This window comes from Bradyrhizobium sp. CCGB20 (genome assembly GCF_024199855.1).
Lineage (GTDB): Bacteria > Pseudomonadota > Alphaproteobacteria > Rhizobiales > Xanthobacteraceae > Bradyrhizobium.
This window is the reverse complement of record NZ_JANADN010000001.1, coordinates 8,943,099-8,961,989: the sequence shown is the minus strand read 5'-3', so window position 1 is coordinate 8,961,989 and position 18,891 is coordinate 8,943,099. Positions and strand designations below refer to the sequence as shown.

Genomic DNA, 18,891 nt, shown 5'->3' with positions numbered 1-18,891 from the left:
GTCAAGCCGGCTTACCTAAATCGCATCCACCGGCCGCTAGCGGCCCAACCGGTAAGTGCCGATTTCGATCAAGGTGGTCCGGCAGGACAGGCGATAGATCAGGCTGAACAATTGACCCCACATGATCCAACTCCGCTGTTGATCACATGCTAGCAGCCTAGCGGCGGAGTGTTTCCGGCGAATTGTGAGGGGGGTGGGAAATTGCTTCTTGGGCGATCGGAGTGATGTCGTCGGAACAGACCGGACGAAGTCGCCTCACGCCGGCGTGAGGCGTAGCTCCATCAAAACACCTCGAAATATTCGCGGTGCTCCCAGTCGGTCACCTCGGAGAGGAAACGGTCGATCTCGGCGTTCTTGATGTGGGTGTAGTAGTCGACGAACTCTCCGCCGAGCTGCTCGCGGAAGAACAGATCGTCCTTCAGCGCGGCGACCGCATCGCGCAAGGATTTCGGCAGAAGCGGCGCATTGGTCTCGTAGGGCGTGTCGGCCGACGGGCCGGGATCGAGCTTGCGGTCGACGCCGTCGAGGCCTGAGAGAATCTGCGAGGCCATGTAGAGATAGGGATTGGCGGCGGGCTCGCCGATGCGGTTCTCAAGGCGTGTGGCGGCATCACCCGCGCCGCCGAGCACGCGGATCATCACGCCGCGATTGTCGCGGCCCCAGATCGCGCGGTCCGGCGCCAGCGAATAGGCGCGGTAGCGCTTGTAGCCGTTGATGGTCGGGGTGGTGAACACGGTCGAGGCGCGGGCGTGGTCGAGCAGGCCGGCCAGGTATGCCCGGCCGAGCGCGCTGAGCGGTTCGCTGCCGTCTTTCGTCATGAACAGGTTCTCGCCCGTCGCACGCGAGACGACCGACTGATGCAGGTGCCAGCCGCTCGCGAACAGGTTCGGCAGCTTCGGCCGGCACATGAAGGTGGCGTGATAGCCGTGCCGCCGCGCGATCTGCTTCACGGCAGAGCGGAACAGCACCATGTTGTCGGCAGGCTCCAGCCCCTTCCTTGGCGCGAAGGTGAATTCGCACTGGCTCGGCCCGAACTCGACCTCGACGGAGCGTAAGGGAAGTCCGAGCGCGACGATGTCGCGCCGCAGGATCTCCAGCACCGGCTCCATCTGATCGAAGCGCTGCTCGGTGAGATATTGATAGCCGTGGCTGAGCAGGCTCACCGAGGGCGGCGTGCCGGGCTGCCCGGCATCCTCGGGCCGCATATGCGCGTCGTCGAGCTTGAAGATGTGGAATTCCACTTCGAGGCCCGCGACGAAATCGTGGCCGCGCGCGCCGAGTTCATCGAGCACCTTGCGATAGAGCCCGCGCGTTGCGAACGGCACCGGGCGGCCGTCGTTGAAATGGAGGTCGCACAGCACCCAGCCCGTCGCGGGCGCCCATGGCAACACGCGGAACGTGGTTGGGTCGGCGACCATCAGCACGTCGGCCGCGCCCTCCATCTCCTTCATGCCGAACCCGCCGCCTGATGTGAACACCGGAAACACCGTGCGGTGCGAGGTGTCCTTGGCGAGCATGGTGGTGGTGATGGAGCAGCCGCTTTCCAGCGAGGCGATCGCCTCGGCCGAGATGATGGTCTTGCCGCGCAAGATGCCGTGCTGGTCCGGGAAGGCGAGGCGGATGACCTCGAGGTTCTTTTCCTCGACGATGCGACGCATGCGCTGGGCTGCGTCCTTCTGCTCATCCGACCACAGCGCATGACGCGCAACGAAAGTCACTTTGCTACTCCCTCAACTGCCGTAGGGTGGGCAAAGCGAAGCGTGCCCACGATCTGTATCCATTACGGAGAAATGGTGGGCACGGCGCGCTGCGCCTTTGCCCACCCTACGAGAGCTGACCAAGACTTTCACTCCGCCGCCGTCAGCCGGTGCACGTTGTCGGTGATCTCCTTCGGCACCGGCGCCGTCCACGGCGCGCCGCGGCGGCGCTTGACGTCGACTTCCATCCAGTAGGTCTCCCAGCCCCGCGTCGGCCCGATGCCGTCCATGGTCGCCGGGCCCTGGATGCTGCGTGCGTTGGCTTCGTCCAGGAACAGCATCGGCTTCTCGCCGCCGCCGACCTTCTCGATTTCGGCCCGCAGCAGGCGGCGGTACTGCACGATCGCCTTGTCGCTCGAGCCGAGATGCTCCTTGGTGCGATCCTGGATCGCGCCCATGGATTCCACCGCCCACTGGTCGTGAACGTTGATGTCGGTGCCCATGCCGGTATAGGTCGCGGTCTGCTGCTCGTGCGGATCGAAGCCGTAATCGTTGGTCTTGTTCTTGCGCGATTTGTAGTCGGGCAGCTCATAGAGCTCGAGCCGCTGGTCGCGCATCTTCTGCTTGTCGACCGGGTTGGTGTAGCTGGTGAAGATCGCGTACCAGTAGCAGTTTTCGTCGTCGATCGGGACGTGCCACTGTGTGATCGTCATCTCCGTGCTCATGGGAATGACGAAGCCATGCGGGAAGAGCTGGTTGGTGACGCGCACATGGGTGCGCTCCTCGTCGATCTCGCGCAGCGCGATCAGCCGCAGGCCGTACTCGGTGTGCTCGACGTTGATGATCGGGCGGTCGTACTCGCGCAGGATCTTCGTCATCGGCAGGTCGCTTCCGGCGGAGGCGCCGCGGAACTGCTTGCCGTAGGCGGTCGACGTGTCCTCATCCTCGAAGAAGCGGTGCAGATAGGAGGCGTGCGCGGGATCGATGCCGACCTCGAGCGCCTGGAGCCAGTTGCAGGCCATGTGGCCCTTGAACGCAAACGTGTGGGTGCCGGGCGCAACAAAACAGTCGAGCTCCGGAAAGGCCGGCGGCTCACCCGCGCCGAGATAAGCCCAGAGGATGCCGCTCTTCTCCACCACGGGGTAGGAGCGCTGGCGGATATTCTGGCAGAGTTTTGAGTCCTTCGGCTCGGCCGGCGTCTCGATGCACTGGCCGGTGGCGTCGAACAGCCAGCCGTGGAAGGCGCAGCGCAACCCGCCATGTTCGAGCCGCCCGAAGGCGAGGTCGGCGCCGCGATGCGCGCAATGGCGGTCGATGAGGCCGTAGCGTCCGGTCTCGTCGCGGAACAGCACCAGGTTCTCGCCGAGCAACCTGACCGGGCAGATCGGACGCTCGCCCTCGAGCTCGTCGACCAGCGCCGCCGGCTGCCAGTAGCTCCGCATCAGCTTTCCGCAGGGGTCTTTCGGACCGGTGCGGGTGATCAGGTCGTTCTGCTCCTGGCTCATCATGGCGGTCGCGTCCTTCTTGATGAGGATCGTTGTCGATCGGCGGAGCACATTTCTCTTCGCCTCTCCCCGCGTGCGGGGAGAGGCCGGAATTTGCGAGAGCAAATTCCGGGTGAGGGGGGCTCTCCGCGAGGGCAGCTATCACCGTCCCTGTGGAGACTCCCCCTCACCCCACCCTCTCCCCGCAAGCGGGGCGAGGGAGCGAAAGACCGAGCCTACCTAACCGAAACTATCCAAGGCGTTTGTTCGCCTATTGAACGAATGGGCGAATTATGACATGCCTTGGAGCGGCAGCAAGCACTATTTTGCAGGATTGTCCCGAGCCATGCCCAAGCTGAAGCGGAGCGAGACTGACGAGCGCGCGACGGATTTCGTCGAGAGCCTCGATCGCGGCCTGCGTCTGCTGCAGTGCTTCGGAATGACCGCAGGTCCGATGACGCTGAGCGATCTCGCCCGTGCCGCCGATCTGCCGCGCGCCACCGCGCGGCGCATGCTGTTCACGCTCCAGCGCGGCGGTTACGTCTCTGGTGATGGCAAGCTGTTTTCGCTGACGCCGCATGTGCTGACGCTCGCGGCGTCCTATTTGCGCTCGAGCCAGCTCGTCGCGGTGCTTCAGCCCGTGCTCGACCGTGTCGCCACCGCCGCGCAGGAAATCTCCTCGCTCGCGGTGCTCGATGGCGATGACGTTGTGTTCATTGCCCGCGGCGGTCCGGCACGGGTCTTTTCCGGCGGACTGGAGATCGGCTACCGCCTGCCGGCCTTCTGCACCTCGGTCGGGCGCGCCATGCTTGGCCAGCTCGATGATGCGGAACTCGCCGCGCGCCTGAAGCAGATGAAGCGCGAGGCTCTGACGCCGCAGACGGAGACGGATCCGAAGGCGCTGCTCGCGCGCATCGTCGCCGATCGCGCGCAGGGCTATTCGCTGGTCGACCGCGAGGCCGAACCGCATTTCCGCTCGATCTCGGTTCCGGTGCGTCGTTACGACAATGTGATCGTCGCTGCGATCAACATGGGTGCGCATGTCGATCGCGTGCCGGCGCGGGAATTGATCGAGCGCTTTCTGCCACTGCTGCGCGAGGGTGCAGAATCGGTGCGCTCGCAATTGCTGTGAGCTGCGACCCGCGCGCACAGGTCGCGGTGCACGGCTGCGCCCGCTGTGTCAAAAGGCAAAAATGCCGCATGACACACCTCTGATCGCCACCGTCGTCGTTGGACTTGGATTAGCTTTCGTACTGGGAACTATAGCACAGCGGTTCCGCGTGCCGCCGCTCGTCGGCTATCTGCTGGCCGGTGTCGCCGTGGGGCCGTTCACGCCGGGCTTCGTCGCCGATCAGGCGCTTGCCACTGAGCTCGCGGAGCTCGGTATTATCCTTCTGATGTTCGGCGTCGGCCTGCATTTCTCGCTCCAGGATCTGCTTTCAGTTCGCAAGATCGCCGTGCCCGGCGCCGTCGTGCAGATCGCCGCTGCGACATTGATGGGTCTTGGCCTCGCGTGGCTGATGGGCTGGAGTGTCGCTGCGGGACTCGTGTTCGGACTGGCGCTGTCCGTGGCGAGCACGGTCGTGCTGCTGCGCGCGCTCCAGGAGCGGCGCCTGATGGAGACGGATCGCGGCCGCATTGCCGTCGGTTGGCTGATCGTCGAGGACCTCGCGATGGTGCTCGTGCTGGTCTTGTTTCCAGCGATCGCGAGCCTTCAGGGCGGTGCCGGCAACCCGGTGGTCTTCGAGCCGTTGGCCGCGCAGGCGGGCTTCGGACTCGCCGGCATCGTGATGTTGACCCTCGTCAAGATTATCGTGTTCATCGGCCTGATGCTGGTGGTGGGACGCCGCGTGATCCCCTGGATCCTGCACTACATCGCGCATACGGGCTCGCGCGAACTGTTCCGTCTTGGCGTGCTTGCGATCGCGCTGTGCATTGCATTCGGGGCGACCAAACTTTTCGACGTATCCCTGGCGCTGGGTGCGTTCTTCGCCGGCATGATGCTGCGGGAGTCGCCGCTCAGCGCGCGCGCCGCGCAGGAATCCCTGCCGCTGCGCGATGCCTTCGCCGTGCTGTTCTTCGTCTCGGTCGGCATGATGTTCGATCCGGCGAGCGTCATCCGCGAGCCGTGGCCGCTGCTTGCCACGCTGGCGATCATCATGCTTGGCAAATCCTTGGCCGCGTTCCTGATCGTGGTTCTGTTCCGCCATCCCCTCGCCACCGCGCTGACGATCTCGGCGAGCCTGTCGCAGATCGGCGAGTTCTCCTTCATCCTCGCCGAGCTCGGCGTCGCCTCGCAGATGCTGCCGAGCGAGGGGCGCGACCTGATCATGGCCGGTGCGATCCTCTCGATCATGCTCAACCCGCTGATGTTCGCAGCCGCCACCTGGCTCGCGCCGCGCCTCGATCCGCGGCGGGATTCGCCGCAGGCCACGGCTGCGGTGCCCGAGCCGATCCGCACCACCGACCTGACGGACCATACGATCGTGATCGGCTATGGCAGGGTCGGCATGCTCGTCGGCGACGCCCTGAAGCAGCGGCAACTGCCGTTTCTCGTCGCAGAGGTCGGAGAGAGCGCACTCGCGAAGCTCAGGGAGGGCGGCATCGAGACCGTCATGGGCAATGCTGCGCAGCCCGCCATTCTCGGCGCCACCAATCCGTCGCGGGCGCGGCATCTCGTGATCGCCATTCCTGAAGCCTTCGAGGCGGGACAGATCGTGCAGCAGGCCCGCGCCGCCAACCCGGATATCCGCATCATCGCGCGCGCGCATGCGGATGCCGAGGTCGATCATTTGAAGGGTCTGGGGGCGGATGTCGTCATCATGGGCGAGCGGGAAATCGCGCGCGGCATGATCGAGGAGCTGGAGAGGAGATATCCGGATGCTGCCGAGCAAGATCCCCGCACGCTCGCGGTCGGTTCGGTCGTTTGACCTGATCACGCCGGCCGGCCGGACCTACCGCTTTCCGCCGCCGCCGTTCTTGCAGCGCGTGTTGCGGCTGGCGTTCACGCATGCGGAGACGATTGCGATCTCCGCAGCCATCCTGGCGCTGATTTATGTGGCTGGCTTTGCTGCAGAAGCGCTCGATCGGTCCGCGCTCGATGCGTGCAACGATCGGATTGCGGAGCGCAGGGTGGGTTAGTTGCCGTTGCTGCGCAGCCGGTAGCCCGGGTGGGCGCAGCGACAAAGTGTCGGAAGACCCCGGATGCCGCTTCGCTGATCCGGGCTGCGGGCCTATAATCCGCTCCACACAAGATCAGGGAGCACGCCATGCAACACACCATGGTTCCCAGTGATCGGGTCGAGCACGTCGCCGTCTATGGGTGCGACGGCAGCAAGCTCGGCACGATCGAACGATTGATGCTCGACAAGGTCAGTGGAACGGTCGCTTACGCCGTGATCAAGACCGGCAGGCTGCTCGGTACGCATCACCATTATCCCGTGCAGTGGAGCGCGCTGAAATATGATCCGGGACGTCAGGCCTTCCAGGTCGAACTGACGCCGGAGCAATTGAGCAGCGGCCCCTGCGAGGTTGATGGCGACGAATTCGACTGGGGCGACCGCTCGCGGCCGTACCAGCATCCGAATTACTGGTCGATCTGACCGGTGCGGCAGCCTTTGTAGCCCCGTTGGCTCCATCCGGGCTGCGGCATCGCTACCTGTTGCGCATCCAGTCGGCGAGGCCGGACAGCGCGCGGTCGAGGTCTTGGCGCGCGGCAGCATCGGCAACCGTCTCCTCCAGCGCGCCGCGCATGCAAAGCATCCACGCGTCCCGTTCGGCATCGCCGATCGCAAAGCCGATGTGCCGCTGGCGCAGCCGCGGATGGCCCTTCTCGACCGAATAGAGCTTTGGGCCGCCGGTCCATTCAGCGGCGCGTAGGGTGGGTTAGCCCTGCAGATGCGCGCAGCGCATCTGCTCGGCGTAACCCACCTCTTGTGCATCCGCAGAGACGAACAGTGGTGGGTTACGCCTTCGGCTAACCCACCCTACAGCACCGCGTCTACCGCTCCTCCGCCTCGCGCTCCATATCGCGGCCGGAAAGATCCTCGCCCTGCATGTTGGCGTAGTCGCGCGCCATCTCGCGCATCAGGAACTTCGCCGGCACGTCGTGATAGGTGCCGCGGTCGTTGACATATTGCATGTAGGCGCGGCCCTCGCCGTCGAAGGGGTGCAGCAGCGCGTCGGTGTGGCCGTCGAAATCGAGGGGAGCCACGCCGACTTTGGTGCAGAGCGTATCGTTGAAGGTCGGTGTCGCCTTGCGCCAGGCGCCGTCGACATAGACTTCGGTAAAGCCGTGCCAGGTGAAGATGTCGGTGCCCATGCTCTGGCGTAGCTTCTCGGTGGTGAGATGGTTCCTCACGTCGGCAAAGCCGACGCGGGAGGGGATGCCGTGCACGCGGCAGGTGGCCGCGTAGAGCGCGGCCTTGCCGACGCAATAGCCTTGCCCCGCGGCAAGCACGCTCGAGGCGCGAAAGGTCTCGGCGACGCGCATGCTGACATAGGGATTGTAGCGGATACCGTCGCGCACCGCCTTGTAGAGCAGGCTCGCCTTCTCCCGCGCGCTCGCATCCTCGCGCACGGCGGTCTCGGCGAACTGCTGCACGGCGGGGTGATCGCTGTCGATGTATTCGCCGGGATCGGTGTAGAGGCGGCGGATGGTGTCGGGGAGGAGGTCGATCATGGCGAAAGATTAGCAGCCGGCTTTGATCTGGCTCAATTCCGTTCGTTGCAGGCCGCCCATGCTCGCTGCACTACCCGATCTCCGCTTGCGTCGAGCCGCTATCGCTGTTGCAAGCGGCGATGCTGCGCCAGGCTGAATGGAACCCGGGAGGGGGAGTGGCAGCGTGCTGAAATGGTGTGCCCATTGTCAGCAGTTCATCGGCGAGATGCCGCCGCATGCGGATCTCGGCATCACCCACGGGCTGTGCCGGACATGCGCCGGCGAGCAGCCGGACCTGCTCAGCGGCGATGAATACGCCCATGCGGTCGCGCTGCGGGACATCTTTCAGTCGTTGTTCTCGGCCGGCCGCAGGAACGATTTCGATGCGGCCGGGCCGCTCGTCGATAACGCCATCGCCGCCCATTGCCGGCCGGTCGACATCCTCGTCGGCATGATCGCGCCGATGCTCTACGAGATCGGCACTGCCTGGGAGCACGGCACGCTCACCGTTGAAGGCGAGCACGAATTCACCGCCTATGCCGAGCGGGTGATCGATCTCGTCGAGGCCAGGATGCGGCTGGCCTGGTCGCAACCGGCGCGACCCGGCGGCGACGGCTGCTATTTTCTGATGAATGCGCCGGGCAACATCCATGTGGTGGGCATTCGCATTCTCGGCCTCTGGCTCCAGAACCAGGGATGGCGAACCCGGCACGTCGACGACAATTCGGTGCTCGATGCACTGTCCGAGCCTTCGCTCGCGGGTGAGCCCAAGACGCTACTGGTCTCGATCGCGCTGCCGGAGCAGTACGACGCCGTTGCAGCCCTCGTCGAACGCGTGCAGGCGTTGCCGGCGCCAAGCCGTCCGGGCATCGTGCTCGGTGGCTACGCGGTCAAGACCGGTCTGGTGCCGCGGACCCCGGGCGTGAAACTCGCCCCCGACATCAGCGCGCTTGGTCTCGACTAGCTGCGATTGCGCATCCAGTCGGCAAGCCCCGATATGGCCTTGTCGAGATCCTGCCGCGCATCGGCGTCAGTGACCGTCTCCGCCATCGCACCGCGCATGCAGAGCAGCCACGCATCGCGCTCGGCATCGCCGATGGCAAAGCCGATATGCCGCTGCCGAAGCCGCGGATGCCCCTTCTCGGGCGAATAGAGTTTTGGGCCACCGGTCCACTCGGTCAGATAGCGCTTCAGCACGTCCCTGATCAGCCCGAGATCGTCCGCATGCATGTCGCGGATCACCTTCGCCTCCGGCAGCGTGTCCATGCGGTCGTAAAAGCGATCGACCAGCCGGTCGATTGCGGCACGGCCGCCGATCCGCTCGAACATGGAGATTGCGACGTCGCTGTCGGTCATCTCTACAGCGCCACGCTGCGCAGCCCGAAGCTCCGCGCCTCGTTCTGCAGCACCGGCCGCACCGCATCGATCAGGCGCGCGGCGGCGGCGTCGACACTGAGGCCGGCGGTATCCACCACGGCCGTCGCACGTGAATACAGCGGCTCGCGGCTCAGCAGGATGTTGCGCAGCTCCGCCATCGCGGAACGATCATCGGCCATCGGACGGAGGTCGCCCTGACGCCGCACGCGCGCCATGTGCTCCTCGGGCTCGGCCTTCAGCCAGATCGTGTAGAACGACGACAGGATCTGGTCGAAGGTCAAAGGCTCCGAGACGATGCCGCCGCCGGTCGCGAGCACCATCAGCTCGTTGCGGGCGAGCAGCTGCTGCAGCGCCGCCTGCTCCATGCGGCGAAAGCCTTCCTGGCCGTAGAGCGCGATGATCTCGGCGACCGAGAGCCCGTTCTGCTGCTCGACCTCCTTGTTGAGTTCGACGAAGCTCCAGCCGACCTTCTTTGCCAGCATCCTGCCGAGCGTGGATTTTCCCGCGCCGCGCAGGCCGATCAGCGCGATGCCGCAGAATGGCGCGCGCCGTGGCGCGGACGCGCTGCCGCCGGCGAGCAGATCCTTGGCCTGCGCGATCTGCGCTGGCGTCGCCTTGCGCAGGAGATCGCGAAACATCTGCCAGTCCGGCGTCGGATCGGCGCTGGGAAGCAGGTCTTCCAGATGCGCGCCCATAGCGTCCGAGACGCGGCGCAGCAGCACGATGGAGACATTGCCCTTGCCGCTCTCGAGCTGCGCGATGTAGCGCTCCGAGATTCCCGATACCTTGGCGAGTACCTTTCGCGACATGCCGCGCAGCGCGCGCATGGTGCGCACACGCTGGCCGAGCTGTTCGAGAAATCGGGATTCGGCGTCGGGACTGTCGTTCATGAGCCTTCTTTAGCGGATGCCTTCCTTGAAGGAGGCCCTGCGGCGCGTTTTAATGAAACATAGTGCCTGCCGGCATTGACAGCAAGCCGCCACAGTGTCTTTCTATGAATTATAATTCTAAATTCGGGGGAGAAGTCCGTGAGCGAGGGATCCTATAACGCGGTGACCTGGCTGCTCGACCGAAACGTCGAGGAGGGCCGCGGCACCAAGCTCGCCTTCGACGACACCGTCTCGCGGTTCACCTATGGCGAGCTCCAGCGCGAGAGCCGCCGTGCCGCCAACATGCTGCGCCGGCTCGGCGTCCGCCGCGAGGAGCGCGTGGCGATGATCATGCTGGACACGGTCGATTTCCCGGTCGTGTTCCTGGGCGCGATCCGCGCCGGCATCGTGCCGGTGCCGCTGAACACGCTGCTGACATCAGATCAATACGCCTACATCCTCGCCGACTGCCGCGCGCGCGTGCTGTTCGTCTCCGAGGCGCTCTATCCCGTCATCAAGGACGTCGTCGGCCGCATGCCGGATCTCGAGCATGTCGTGGTGTCCCGCGCCAAGCAGAACGGCCACAAGCAGCTCGCCGAGGAGATCGCAGGCGAGAGCGATCAGTTCGCGACCGCCGCGACCCATCCCGACGAGCCGGCCTTCTGGCTCTATTCGTCCGGCTCGACCGGCATGCCCAAGGGCGTGCGCCACATCCATTCGAACCTTCAGGCGACCGCCGACACCTATGCGAGCCAAGTGCTCGGCATCCGCGAGAACGACGTCTGCCTCTCCGCGGCAAAGCTGTTCTTCGCTTATGGCCTCGGCAATGCGCTGACCTTCCCGATGTCGGTCGGCGCCACCGTGGTGCTGAACAGCGAGCGTCCGACGCCGGCGCGCATGTTCGACCTGATGAACAGGTACAATCCCTCGATCTTCTACGGCGTGCCGACGCTGTTCGCCGCGATGCTCAACGACGAGACGATGAAGGCCGAGCGCGGCGGCAAGTCGCTGCGCATCTGCACCTCGGCCGGCGAGGCGTTGCCGGAATCCGTCGGCAACAGCTGGAAATCACGCTTCGGCGTCGACATCCTCGACGGCGTCGGCTCGACCGAGCTGCTGCACATCTTCCTGTCGAATGCGCCCGGCGACATCAAATACGGCTCGTCCGGCAAGCCGGTGCCGGGCTATGCGGTGCGGCTGGTCAACGAGGCCGGCCAGGATGTTGCCGACGGTGAGGTCGGTGAGCTCCTGGTCGACGCGCCCTCGGCCGGCGAGGGCTACTGGAACCAGCGCCACAAGAGCCGCCGCACGTTCGAGGGCCCGTGGACCCGCACTGGCGACAAATATGTCCGCGATACCGATGGCCGTTACACCTTCTGCGGCCGTGCCGACGATATGTTCAAGGTCTCCGGCATCTGGGTCTCGCCGTTCGAGGTCGAGAGCGCGCTGATCACGCATCCGGCGGTGCTGGAAGCCGCCGTCGTGCCCGAAGCCGATCCGGAAGGTCTCTTGAAGCCGAAGGCCTTTGTCGTGCTGCGCCCGGGCGCGAAGACGGCGGACTTGCAAGAAATGCTCAAGGAGCACGTCAAGCAGAAGATCGGCCCGTGGAAATATCCGCGCTGGATCGACGTGGTCGACTCCTTGCCGAAGACGGCGACCGGGAAGATCCAGCGCTTCAAGCTGCGGGAAGGGGCGAACTAATTCCTCGTCATTCCGGGGCGATGCGAAGCGTCGAACCCGGAATCTCGAGCCGCAAAGCAATCTCGAGATTCCGGATCAGCTCGCGTTGCGAGCTGTCCGGAATGACGGAATGAACGGGAACGATCACATGACCAACCTCACCCCCACCGGCTTCCTCAGCATCGGCAGTGCCAGCCTCGAATACAAATGGCTCGCGCCGCAATCCGCCGATGCGCCCACCATCGTCATGCTGCACGAAGGCCTCGGCTCCGTCGGCCTCTGGGGGGATTTTCCGGAAAAGCTTCAAGAGGCGACCGGTGCCGGCATCTTCGTCTATTCGCGTGCCGGCTACGGCCAGTCGAGCCCGGTGACGCTGCCGCGGCCGCTCGATTACATGCAGCGCGAGGCGCTGGACGTGCTGCCCAAGATCCTCGATGCAATTCCGTTCAAGCGCGGCCTGCTGCTCGGCCATTCCGACGGTGCCTCGATCGCGACGATCTATGCCGGTGCGCATCAGGATCACCGGCTGCAGGGCCTGGTGCTGATCGCGCCGCACTTCATCGTCGAGGACATCTCGGTGACATCGATCGCCGCGATCAAGACCGCCTTCGAGACCACGGACCTGAAGCCAAAGCTCGCGCGCTGGCACAAGGACGTCGACAACGCCTTCCGAGGCTGGAACGGCGCCTGGCTCGACCCGAAATTCCGCGACTGGGACATTTCCGAATATCTCGCCTACATCCGCGTTCCCCTGATGATCCTGCAAGGGGTCGACGACCAATATGGGACATTGCGACAGGTCGAAATCGCGCAGGAAGAGTGTTACTGTCCAGTAGATTTGAAAATTATTTCAGAGGCGGGCCATTCCCCGCATCGTGAAGCGCCGGGGGCGACGCTTGACGCGATTGAGCAATTTGCAAGCGCGGCCCTGCGCGACGATCAGGGCCTTCAGGGACGCGCCGCATGATCCTGCGGAGGCACATCCATGAATGTGCCTTCACATGCGAGCGGCCCGCTGCCGTGGCCGCGATGGGCCTATGTGCCGGGCGAGGCCGGCAGGGCCGACGCGGATTACGAGACGCTTCGTTTGGCCAAGGCGCTGGTACCCCCGGCCTTCCGCGGCTATGTGCCGGCGCGCCATCCGGCGCTGCGCTATGGGCTCGCGCTCAACGACCGCGGCTATTTCTGGGAATCGCAGGAGGTGCTGGAGGCGGTCTGGGCCGCCGCGCCGCAAGGCGGCCGCGAGCGCATCCTGCTGCGCGCCTGCATCCATGTGGCCAATGCGAATTTGCGGCTGCGGATGCAGCGACTGCATTCCGCCGTGCGCCTGTTCGGCGACGCGCAAACGGAGTTGCGGGCGCTGAGCTCGCGCAAGGCGGCCCCGGGCGGCGACGGCTTTGTCGAAAGCTTTCCGATCCCGGCGCTCGCCGCACTGCTCCAGGCCAAGCTCGGCCGGCCCCAGCTTTCCAAGGCGGACTGGATCGCCCTCGGCGCTATCGTGCGGTCGTAGTCAGTTTCATGAAACAAAGTGCATGCATTGGCGGCTAAGGGCTAGACGCGCTCCAAAAGATGCACTATTGTGCATCTAACGCTACGGCGAAAATGCATAATCAAGCTTAGGGGTGACCCATGGCCGGGGAAGAACGGCGCCTCGCAGGCGGCGCGACATTCATTGATTTCCAGACCGAGCCGTCCCGCTACCGGCACTGGAAGCTCGCGGTCGACGGCGACGTCGCCACGCTGACCATGGACGTCGACGAGAATGGCGGCCTGTTCGAGGGCTATCTGCTCAAGCTCAATTCCTACGACCTCGGCGTCGACATCGAGCTTGCCGACGCGGTCCAGCGGCTGCGCTTCGAGCATCCGGAGGTGAAGGTCGTCTTGATGCGCTCGGCCAAGAACCGCGTGTTCTGCGCCGGCGCCAACATCCGCATGCTCGCCGGCTCGACGCATGCTCACAAGGTGAACTTCTGCAAATTCACCAACGAGACCCGCAACGGCATGGAAGACTCTTCGGAGAATTCCGGCCAGCGCTTCATCACCGTCGTGAACGGCTCGGCCGCCGGCGGCGGCTATGAGCTGGCGCTTGCGACCGACCACATCATCCTCGCCGATGACGGCTCGTCCGCCGTGGCGCTGCCCGAAGTGCCGCTGCTGGCGGTGCTGCCGGGCACCGGCGGCCTCACCCGTGTCGTCGATAAGCGCAAGGTGCGCCGCGACCACGCCGATTTCTTCTGCACCATCGAGGAAGGCGTGAAGGGCAAGCGCGCCGTGCAGTGGCGCCTCGTCGACGAGATCGCGCCGAACTCGAAGCTCGAGGCCAGGATCGCGGAGCGCGCCAGGGAATTCGCCGATGGCTCGAAGCGCAAGGGCAGCGGCAAGGGCATCGCGCTGACGCCGCTCAAGCGCGTGATCGACGAGACCAGCATGCGCTATGGTTTTGTCACGGTCGACATCGACCGCGCCGCGCGCATTGCCACCATCTCGATCAAGGCGCCGGAGGCGGCAGCACCCGCCGATATCGACGGCATGATGGCGCAGGGCGCCTCGTTCTGGCCGCTCCAGGTCGCGCGTGAGATCGACGACGCCATCCTGCATCTGCGCATCAACGAGCTCGAGATCGCGATGCTGGTGTTCAAGAGCCATGGCGACCGCGCCCATGTGCTCGCCGGCGACGCCTTCCTCGAAGCCAACAAGGCGCACTGGCTGGTCAACGAGATCAGGCACTACTGGAAGCGCGTGCTCAAGCGCATCGACGTCACCTCGCGCACGCTGGTGACGCTGGTCGAGCCGGGCTCCTGCTTTGCCGGCACGCTCGCCGAGCTCGTCTTCGCCGCCGACCGCTCCTACATGCTGATCGGGACGCGCCAGGGCGACAATCGTCCGCCGCCGTCGATCGAACTGTCGGCCATGAATTTCGGTCCGTATCCGATGAGCCACGGCCTGACCCGGCTGGAGTCGCGCTTCCAGGCCGATCCGGCCGATGTGGAGCGCGCGGAAGCCACCATGGGCACCGCGCTCGATGCCGAGCAGGCCGAGGAGCTCGGCCTCGTCACCTTCGCGCTCGACGACATCGACTGGGACGACGAGGTCCGCGTGTTCCTGGAGGAGCGCGCCAGCTTCTCGCCCGACAGCCTCACCGGCATGGAAGCCAGCCTGCGCTTCGTCGGCCCCGAGACGATGGAATCAAAGATCTTCTCGCGCCTGACCGCGTGGCAGAACTGGATCTTCCAGCGCCCGAACGCGGTCGGCGAGGAAGGCGCACTGCGCCGCTATGGCAGCGGGCAAAAGCCGAAATTCGATATGACGCGAGTCTAGCGAGTTGGGAGTGGCGAATAGCGAATGGGGCAATTCCATTCGCTACTCGCCATTCGCTATTCGCCCCTTCAAACGAGTCAGTCCCCCACGGGAGGTCCACCATGAATATGAACATCATGAACGTCGACTATTCGACCAAGATTCCGAACAACGTGAATCTCGCCGAAGACCGCCAGGTGCTGAAGGCGCTGGAAGGCTGGCATCCCGGCTACATGGACTGGTGGAGCGACATGGGGCCGGAAGGCTTTCAGGAGTCGCTGGTGTATTTGCGCACGGCTTACTCGGTCGATCCGCGCGGCTGGGCCAAGTTCGACTATGTCCGCATGCCCGACTATCGCTGGGGCATCCTGCTTGCGCCGCAGGAAGAGAATCGCGTCGTGCCGTTCGGCGAGCATTTTGGCGAGCCGGCCTGGCAGGAAGTCCCGGGCGAATATCGTGCCATGCTGCGCCGCCTGATCGTGATCCAGGGCGACACCGAGCCGGCCTCGGTCGAGCAGCAGCGCCATCTCGGCAAGACCGCGCCCTCGCTCTACGACATGCGCAACCTGTTCCAGGTCAACGTCGAGGAAGGCCGCCACCTCTGGGCGATGGTCTACCTGCTTCAGAAATATTTCGGCCGCGACGGCCGCGAGGAAGCGGATGATTTGTTGCGCCGCCGCTCCGGCGATGCCGATGCGCCGCGCATGCTCGGCGCCTTCAACGAGGCGACGCCGGACTGGCTCTCCTTCTTCATGTTCACCTACTTCACCGACCGCGACGGCAAGATGCAGCTGCACTCGCTGGCGCAGTCGGGCTTCGATCCCTTGTCGCGCACCTGCCGCTTCATGCTGACCGAGGAAGCGCACCACATGTTCGTCGGCGAAACCGGCATCACCCGCGTCGTGCAGCGCACCTGCGATGCGATGCGCGAGGCCGGCATCACCGATCCGACCGATATCGCGAAGGTCCGCGCGCTCGGCGTGATCGACCTGCCGACGATCCAGAAGAAGCTGAACCTGCACTATACGCTGTCGCTCGACCTGTTCGGCTCGGAAGTCTCGACCAACGCGGCCAACGCCTTCAACACCGGCATCAAGGGCCGCTATCACGAGACCCAGATCGACGACGATCACCAGCTCAAGAACGCCACCTATCCGGTGCTCAAGTTCATCAACGGCGAGATCAAGCTGGTCGACGAGCCGGCGCTGACCGCGCTCAACATGCGTCTGCGCGACGATTACAGCCAGGACTGCGTCAAGGGCATGCTGCGCTGGAACAAGGTGATTTCGACCGCGGGCTACGACTTCAAGCTGACGCTGCCCAACGTCGCCTTCCACCGCCACATCGGCGAGTTCAAGGACGTCCACGCGACGCCCGACGGCATTTTGATCGACGACGCCACCTGGGCCAAGCGCAAGGACGAATGGCTGCCCTCGACCGCCGACGGCGACTTCATCACCTCCTTGATGCAGCCCGTCACCGAGACCGGCAAGTTCGCCTCCTGGATCTCGCCGCCGAAGGTCGGCATCGACAACAAGCCGGGTGATTTCGAGTACGTGAAGATCGAGTCGTGAAGTAGCGAATTGGGAGTGGCGAATGGCGAGTGGGAAACCACTGGCCATTCGCTACTCGCCATTCGCCCCTAATCGCTATCCCACCCGCTCCCCTTGATCCCCGCATTGGCATAAACGATGCCGCCATCCACCGCGATGGTCGCGCCCACCACGTAATCGCCCGCGCGAGAGGCGAGATAGATCGCCGCGCCCGCCATGTCCTCGTCGGTACCGATGCGGCCCACGGGCACGCGGGTTGCGACCTCGTCGGCGTGATCGCGCGCGGCGCGGTTCATGTCCGACTTGAACGGGCCGGGCGCGATCGCGGTGACCACGATGTTATCAGGGGTGAGCTTGACGGCCATGCGGCGCGTCAGATGGATCAGGCCGGCCTTGCTCGCCGCGTAGGAATAGGTCTCGCCCGGATTCACGAAGATGCCGTCGATCGAGGCGATGTTGATCACCTTGGCCGGCCGCTCGGCGCTCGCGGACGCGCGTAGCGTCGGCGCCAGCGCCTTGGTCAGGAAGAACGGCGCCTTGACGTTGAGGTTCATCACCTTGTCCCAGCCGCTTTCCGGAAATTCGTCGAACTCCGCGCCCCAGGCCGCGCCGGCATTGTTGACGAGGATGTCGAGCTTTTGCTCGCGCTTGTTGTATTCACTCGCCAGCAGCTCGGCGCCGGCAACGGTCGAGATGTCGATCGGCAGCGCGATGCACTCGCCGCCATATTGCGCGGTGAGCTCGTTCGCGGTGGCCTCGCATGGTCCGGCCTTGCGCGCGGTGATGTAGACCTTCGCAGCGCCGGCGCTGAGAAACCCCGCCGCGATCATCTTGCCGATGCCGCGCGAGCCGCCGGTCACGAGCGCGACGCGGCCTTTGAGCGAGAACAGATCGTTGAACATGGTGCCTCCCTTGGTTGGCGCTGGTTGTGAGCGGGGTGGAGAGGGGAGTCAATCTCCGCCGTTGGCCGCTCCGCCCTCATCCTGAGGAGCGCGTCAGCGCGTCTCGAAGGATGCGGGCGGCCATCCTTCGAGACGCGCTCCTTCGGAGCGCTCCTCAGGATGAGGTCTGGGTATGCGGATAGATCAGGCCGCCGCGATCCTGCGGAAGCCGTTCCACATCGCCGTGGCGGCACCCGAGGTCAGCACCGGCAGGATACGCGTGTCCTGGTAATTGCCGTTGAGCGAGACGCGCGGCAGCGCCGTCATGTGGCCGGCGTTCTCGGCGAACAGCATGCCCGGCCGCGTCGTCACCGCGGTCTTGAAGCCGGCCGATGCAGCGAGTGCGAATTCGCGTTCGCCCGCGGCCTCGCGGTCGCCATAGGGATATGCAAAATGCTGCACCTTGTGGCCGAGCGCCTGCTCGATCCGCGCGCGGCTCACCGCCATCTCCTGCGCGGCGATGTCCTCGCTCTGCTTGGCGAGATTGCAATGGCTGATGGTGTGCGCGCCGATCGTGACCAGCGGATCGGCGGCAAACCGCTTCACCTCATGCCAGGACAGGCACAGGCTGCGGCACAGCGCGGCCATGTCGACGTCGTAGCTGGCGCAGAGCGCCTCGATCTCGCGCTTGAGGTCATGCTCGCCCGGCAGCGCGCGCAGCCAGTCGTGCAGGCGGTCGAACGCCACCTGTTTTGCGGCAGGTGTCGTTGCATCCAGCCGCAGCGCGGAATGGCCGATCCGGACGTCGATCTGGTCAGCCTTGGCGATCACCGCCTCCAGCGCGGTCCACCAGAGACGTCCGGTGCCTTCGGCAAAATCGCTCGCGACATAGACGGCCAGGGGCGCGTCAAATTCGCGCAGAACCGGCAACGCATAGTCGAGATTGTCGCGGTAGCCGTCGTCGAGGGTGAAGGCGGCGAAGCGGCGGGTGAACCGGCCCTGCACCAGCCGCTCATGCAGCTCGTCCATGCTGACGATGTCGATCTCGCGCGAGCGCAAATGGCTCAGGGTCGCGCGCAGGAAATCGGGGGTGACTTCGAGATGCCGGTTGGGCTGGAACGTCGCCTCGCGGGCCGGCCGCACGTGGTGCAGCATGAAAATGGCGCCGACGCCCGACAACAGCGGGCGCAACAGGTGGTGCGCCCCGCTGAAATAGAGTGCTCCCAGCCCGGCGCGGATGACGTTGTTACGGAGTTGTTTCATGACCGGCCGGCGGACTCTGGCATTCCGGCTTCAACTTACGGAAGAACCCTTGAAGAAAAAGTTATTCCAATTGTCCACGCATGGCCTTCGGAAGGGCACCATTTCCGGTTTGACAGCCCGCCAAGGGTTT

17 protein-coding genes and 1 pseudogene are annotated in these 18,891 nt (G+C 64.9%); 10 read left to right on the top strand and 8 right to left on the bottom strand.

Annotation, left to right across the window (positions count from 1 at the left end; all coding sequences use genetic code 11):
• Nucleotides 1-281: 281 nt before the first annotated feature.
• Both NLM15_RS42275 and NLM15_RS42270 read right to left on the bottom strand, forming a co-directional pair.
• The gene (locus NLM15_RS42275) at nt 282-1,718 is read right to left on the bottom strand and encodes a glutamine synthetase family protein (RefSeq protein WP_254123900.1); all 1,437 of its coding nucleotides are present in this window, start codon (nt 1,716-1,718) and stop codon (nt 282-284) included.
• A 128-nt stretch (nt 1,719-1,846) separates the two neighbouring features.
• The gene (locus tag NLM15_RS42270) at nt 1,847-3,205 is read right to left on the bottom strand and encodes an aromatic ring-hydroxylating dioxygenase subunit alpha (protein WP_254124720.1); all 1,359 of its coding nucleotides are present in this window, start codon (nt 3,203-3,205) and stop codon (nt 1,847-1,849) included.
• Nucleotides 3,206-3,527: 322 nt separating this feature from the next.
• Here NLM15_RS42270 and NLM15_RS42265 point away from each other — a divergent pair, with 322 nt between their 5' ends.
• From NLM15_RS42265 to NLM15_RS42250, 4 genes are all read left to right on the top strand, one after another.
• Complete coding sequence (locus NLM15_RS42265; RefSeq protein WP_254123899.1) at nt 3,528-4,313, top strand: IclR family transcriptional regulator C-terminal domain-containing protein; 786 nt, start codon at nt 3,528-3,530, stop codon at nt 4,311-4,313.
• A gap of 61 nt (nt 4,314-4,374) precedes the next feature.
• Nucleotides 4,375-6,111, top strand: coding sequence for a YbaL family putative K(+) efflux transporter (gene ybaL, locus NLM15_RS42260; RefSeq protein ID WP_254123898.1), 1,737 nt, complete (start codon nt 4,375-4,377; stop codon nt 6,109-6,111).
• Nucleotides 6,062-6,322 (top strand): hypothetical protein, encoded by a 261-nt coding sequence (locus tag NLM15_RS42255; protein ID WP_254123897.1) that lies wholly within the window; start codon nt 6,062-6,064, stop codon nt 6,320-6,322. Before ybaL ends, NLM15_RS42255 begins: the two co-directional genes overlap by 50 nt.
• Before the next feature lie 128 nt (nt 6,323-6,450).
• Complete coding sequence (locus NLM15_RS42250; RefSeq protein WP_254123896.1) at nt 6,451-6,783, top strand: PRC-barrel domain-containing protein; 333 nt, start codon at nt 6,451-6,453, stop codon at nt 6,781-6,783.
• Nucleotides 6,784-6,835: 52 nt separating this feature from the next.
• Here NLM15_RS42250 and NLM15_RS42245 read toward each other — a convergent pair.
• Both NLM15_RS42245 and NLM15_RS42240 read right to left on the bottom strand, forming a co-directional pair.
• Nucleotides 6,836-7,048, bottom strand: a pseudogene (locus NLM15_RS42245) (globin); the annotation flags it as partial.
• A 133-nt stretch (nt 7,049-7,181) separates the two neighbouring features.
• The gene (locus NLM15_RS42240; RefSeq protein ID WP_254123895.1) at nt 7,182-7,862 is read right to left on the bottom strand and encodes a transglutaminase family protein; all 681 of its coding nucleotides are present in this window, start codon (nt 7,860-7,862) and stop codon (nt 7,182-7,184) included.
• Nucleotides 7,863-8,025: 163 nt separating this feature from the next.
• Between NLM15_RS42240 and NLM15_RS42235 the strand changes: the two genes are divergently transcribed.
• Nucleotides 8,026-8,805 carry a B12-binding domain-containing protein gene (locus tag NLM15_RS42235; RefSeq protein ID WP_254123894.1) on the top strand — a complete coding sequence of 260 codons (780 nt, stop codon included), beginning with the start codon at nt 8,026-8,028 and terminating at the stop codon, nt 8,803-8,805.
• On the opposite strand, the gene NLM15_RS42230 is transcribed toward NLM15_RS42235, so the two are convergent.
• Both NLM15_RS42230 and NLM15_RS42225 read right to left on the bottom strand, forming a co-directional pair.
• Nucleotides 8,802-9,197, bottom strand: coding sequence for a group II truncated hemoglobin (locus NLM15_RS42230; RefSeq protein WP_254123893.1), 396 nt, complete (start codon nt 9,195-9,197; stop codon nt 8,802-8,804). The two genes, NLM15_RS42235 and NLM15_RS42230, sit on opposite strands and share 4 nt — an antisense overlap.
• Nucleotides 9,198-9,199: 2 nt before the next feature.
• On the bottom strand, nt 9,200-10,108 hold the full coding sequence (locus tag NLM15_RS42225) for a helix-turn-helix transcriptional regulator (protein WP_254123892.1): 909 nt from the start codon (nt 10,106-10,108) through the stop codon (nt 9,200-9,202).
• Between the two features lie 138 nt (nt 10,109-10,246).
• Between NLM15_RS42225 and NLM15_RS42220 the strand changes: the two genes are divergently transcribed.
• From NLM15_RS42220 to boxB, 5 genes are all read left to right on the top strand, one after another.
• The gene (locus NLM15_RS42220; protein ID WP_254123891.1) at nt 10,247-11,788 is read left to right on the top strand and encodes a benzoate-CoA ligase family protein; all 1,542 of its coding nucleotides are present in this window, start codon (nt 10,247-10,249) and stop codon (nt 11,786-11,788) included.
• 127 nt (nt 11,789-11,915) lie between these two features.
• Complete coding sequence (locus NLM15_RS42215) at nt 11,916-12,734, top strand: alpha/beta fold hydrolase (RefSeq protein WP_254123890.1); 819 nt, start codon at nt 11,916-11,918, stop codon at nt 12,732-12,734.
• An 18-nt stretch (nt 12,735-12,752) separates the two neighbouring features.
• The gene (locus NLM15_RS42210) at nt 12,753-13,277 is read left to right on the top strand and encodes a DUF309 domain-containing protein (protein ID WP_254123889.1); all 525 of its coding nucleotides are present in this window, start codon (nt 12,753-12,755) and stop codon (nt 13,275-13,277) included.
• A gap of 119 nt (nt 13,278-13,396) precedes the next feature.
• Entirely contained in the window at nt 13,397-15,085 is a 1,689-nt protein-coding gene (boxC, locus tag NLM15_RS42205) for a 2,3-epoxybenzoyl-CoA dihydrolase (protein ID WP_254123888.1), read from the top strand.
• 101 nt (nt 15,086-15,186) lie between these two features.
• A complete protein-coding gene (gene boxB, locus NLM15_RS42200) occupies nt 15,187-16,638 on the top strand; it encodes a benzoyl-CoA 2,3-epoxidase subunit BoxB (protein ID WP_212488995.1) in 1,452 nt (483 codons plus the stop codon).
• 68 nt (nt 16,639-16,706) lie between these two features.
• On the opposite strand, the gene NLM15_RS42195 is transcribed toward boxB, so the two are convergent.
• The gene (locus NLM15_RS42195) at nt 16,707-17,519 is read right to left on the bottom strand and encodes an SDR family oxidoreductase (protein WP_254123887.1); all 813 of its coding nucleotides are present in this window, start codon (nt 17,517-17,519) and stop codon (nt 16,707-16,709) included.
• 183 nt (nt 17,520-17,702) lie between these two features.
• The gene (locus NLM15_RS42190; protein WP_254123886.1) at nt 17,703-18,761 is read right to left on the bottom strand and encodes a polysaccharide deacetylase family protein; all 1,059 of its coding nucleotides are present in this window, start codon (nt 18,759-18,761) and stop codon (nt 17,703-17,705) included.
• Between the last annotated feature and the right edge of the window lie 130 nt (nt 18,762-18,891).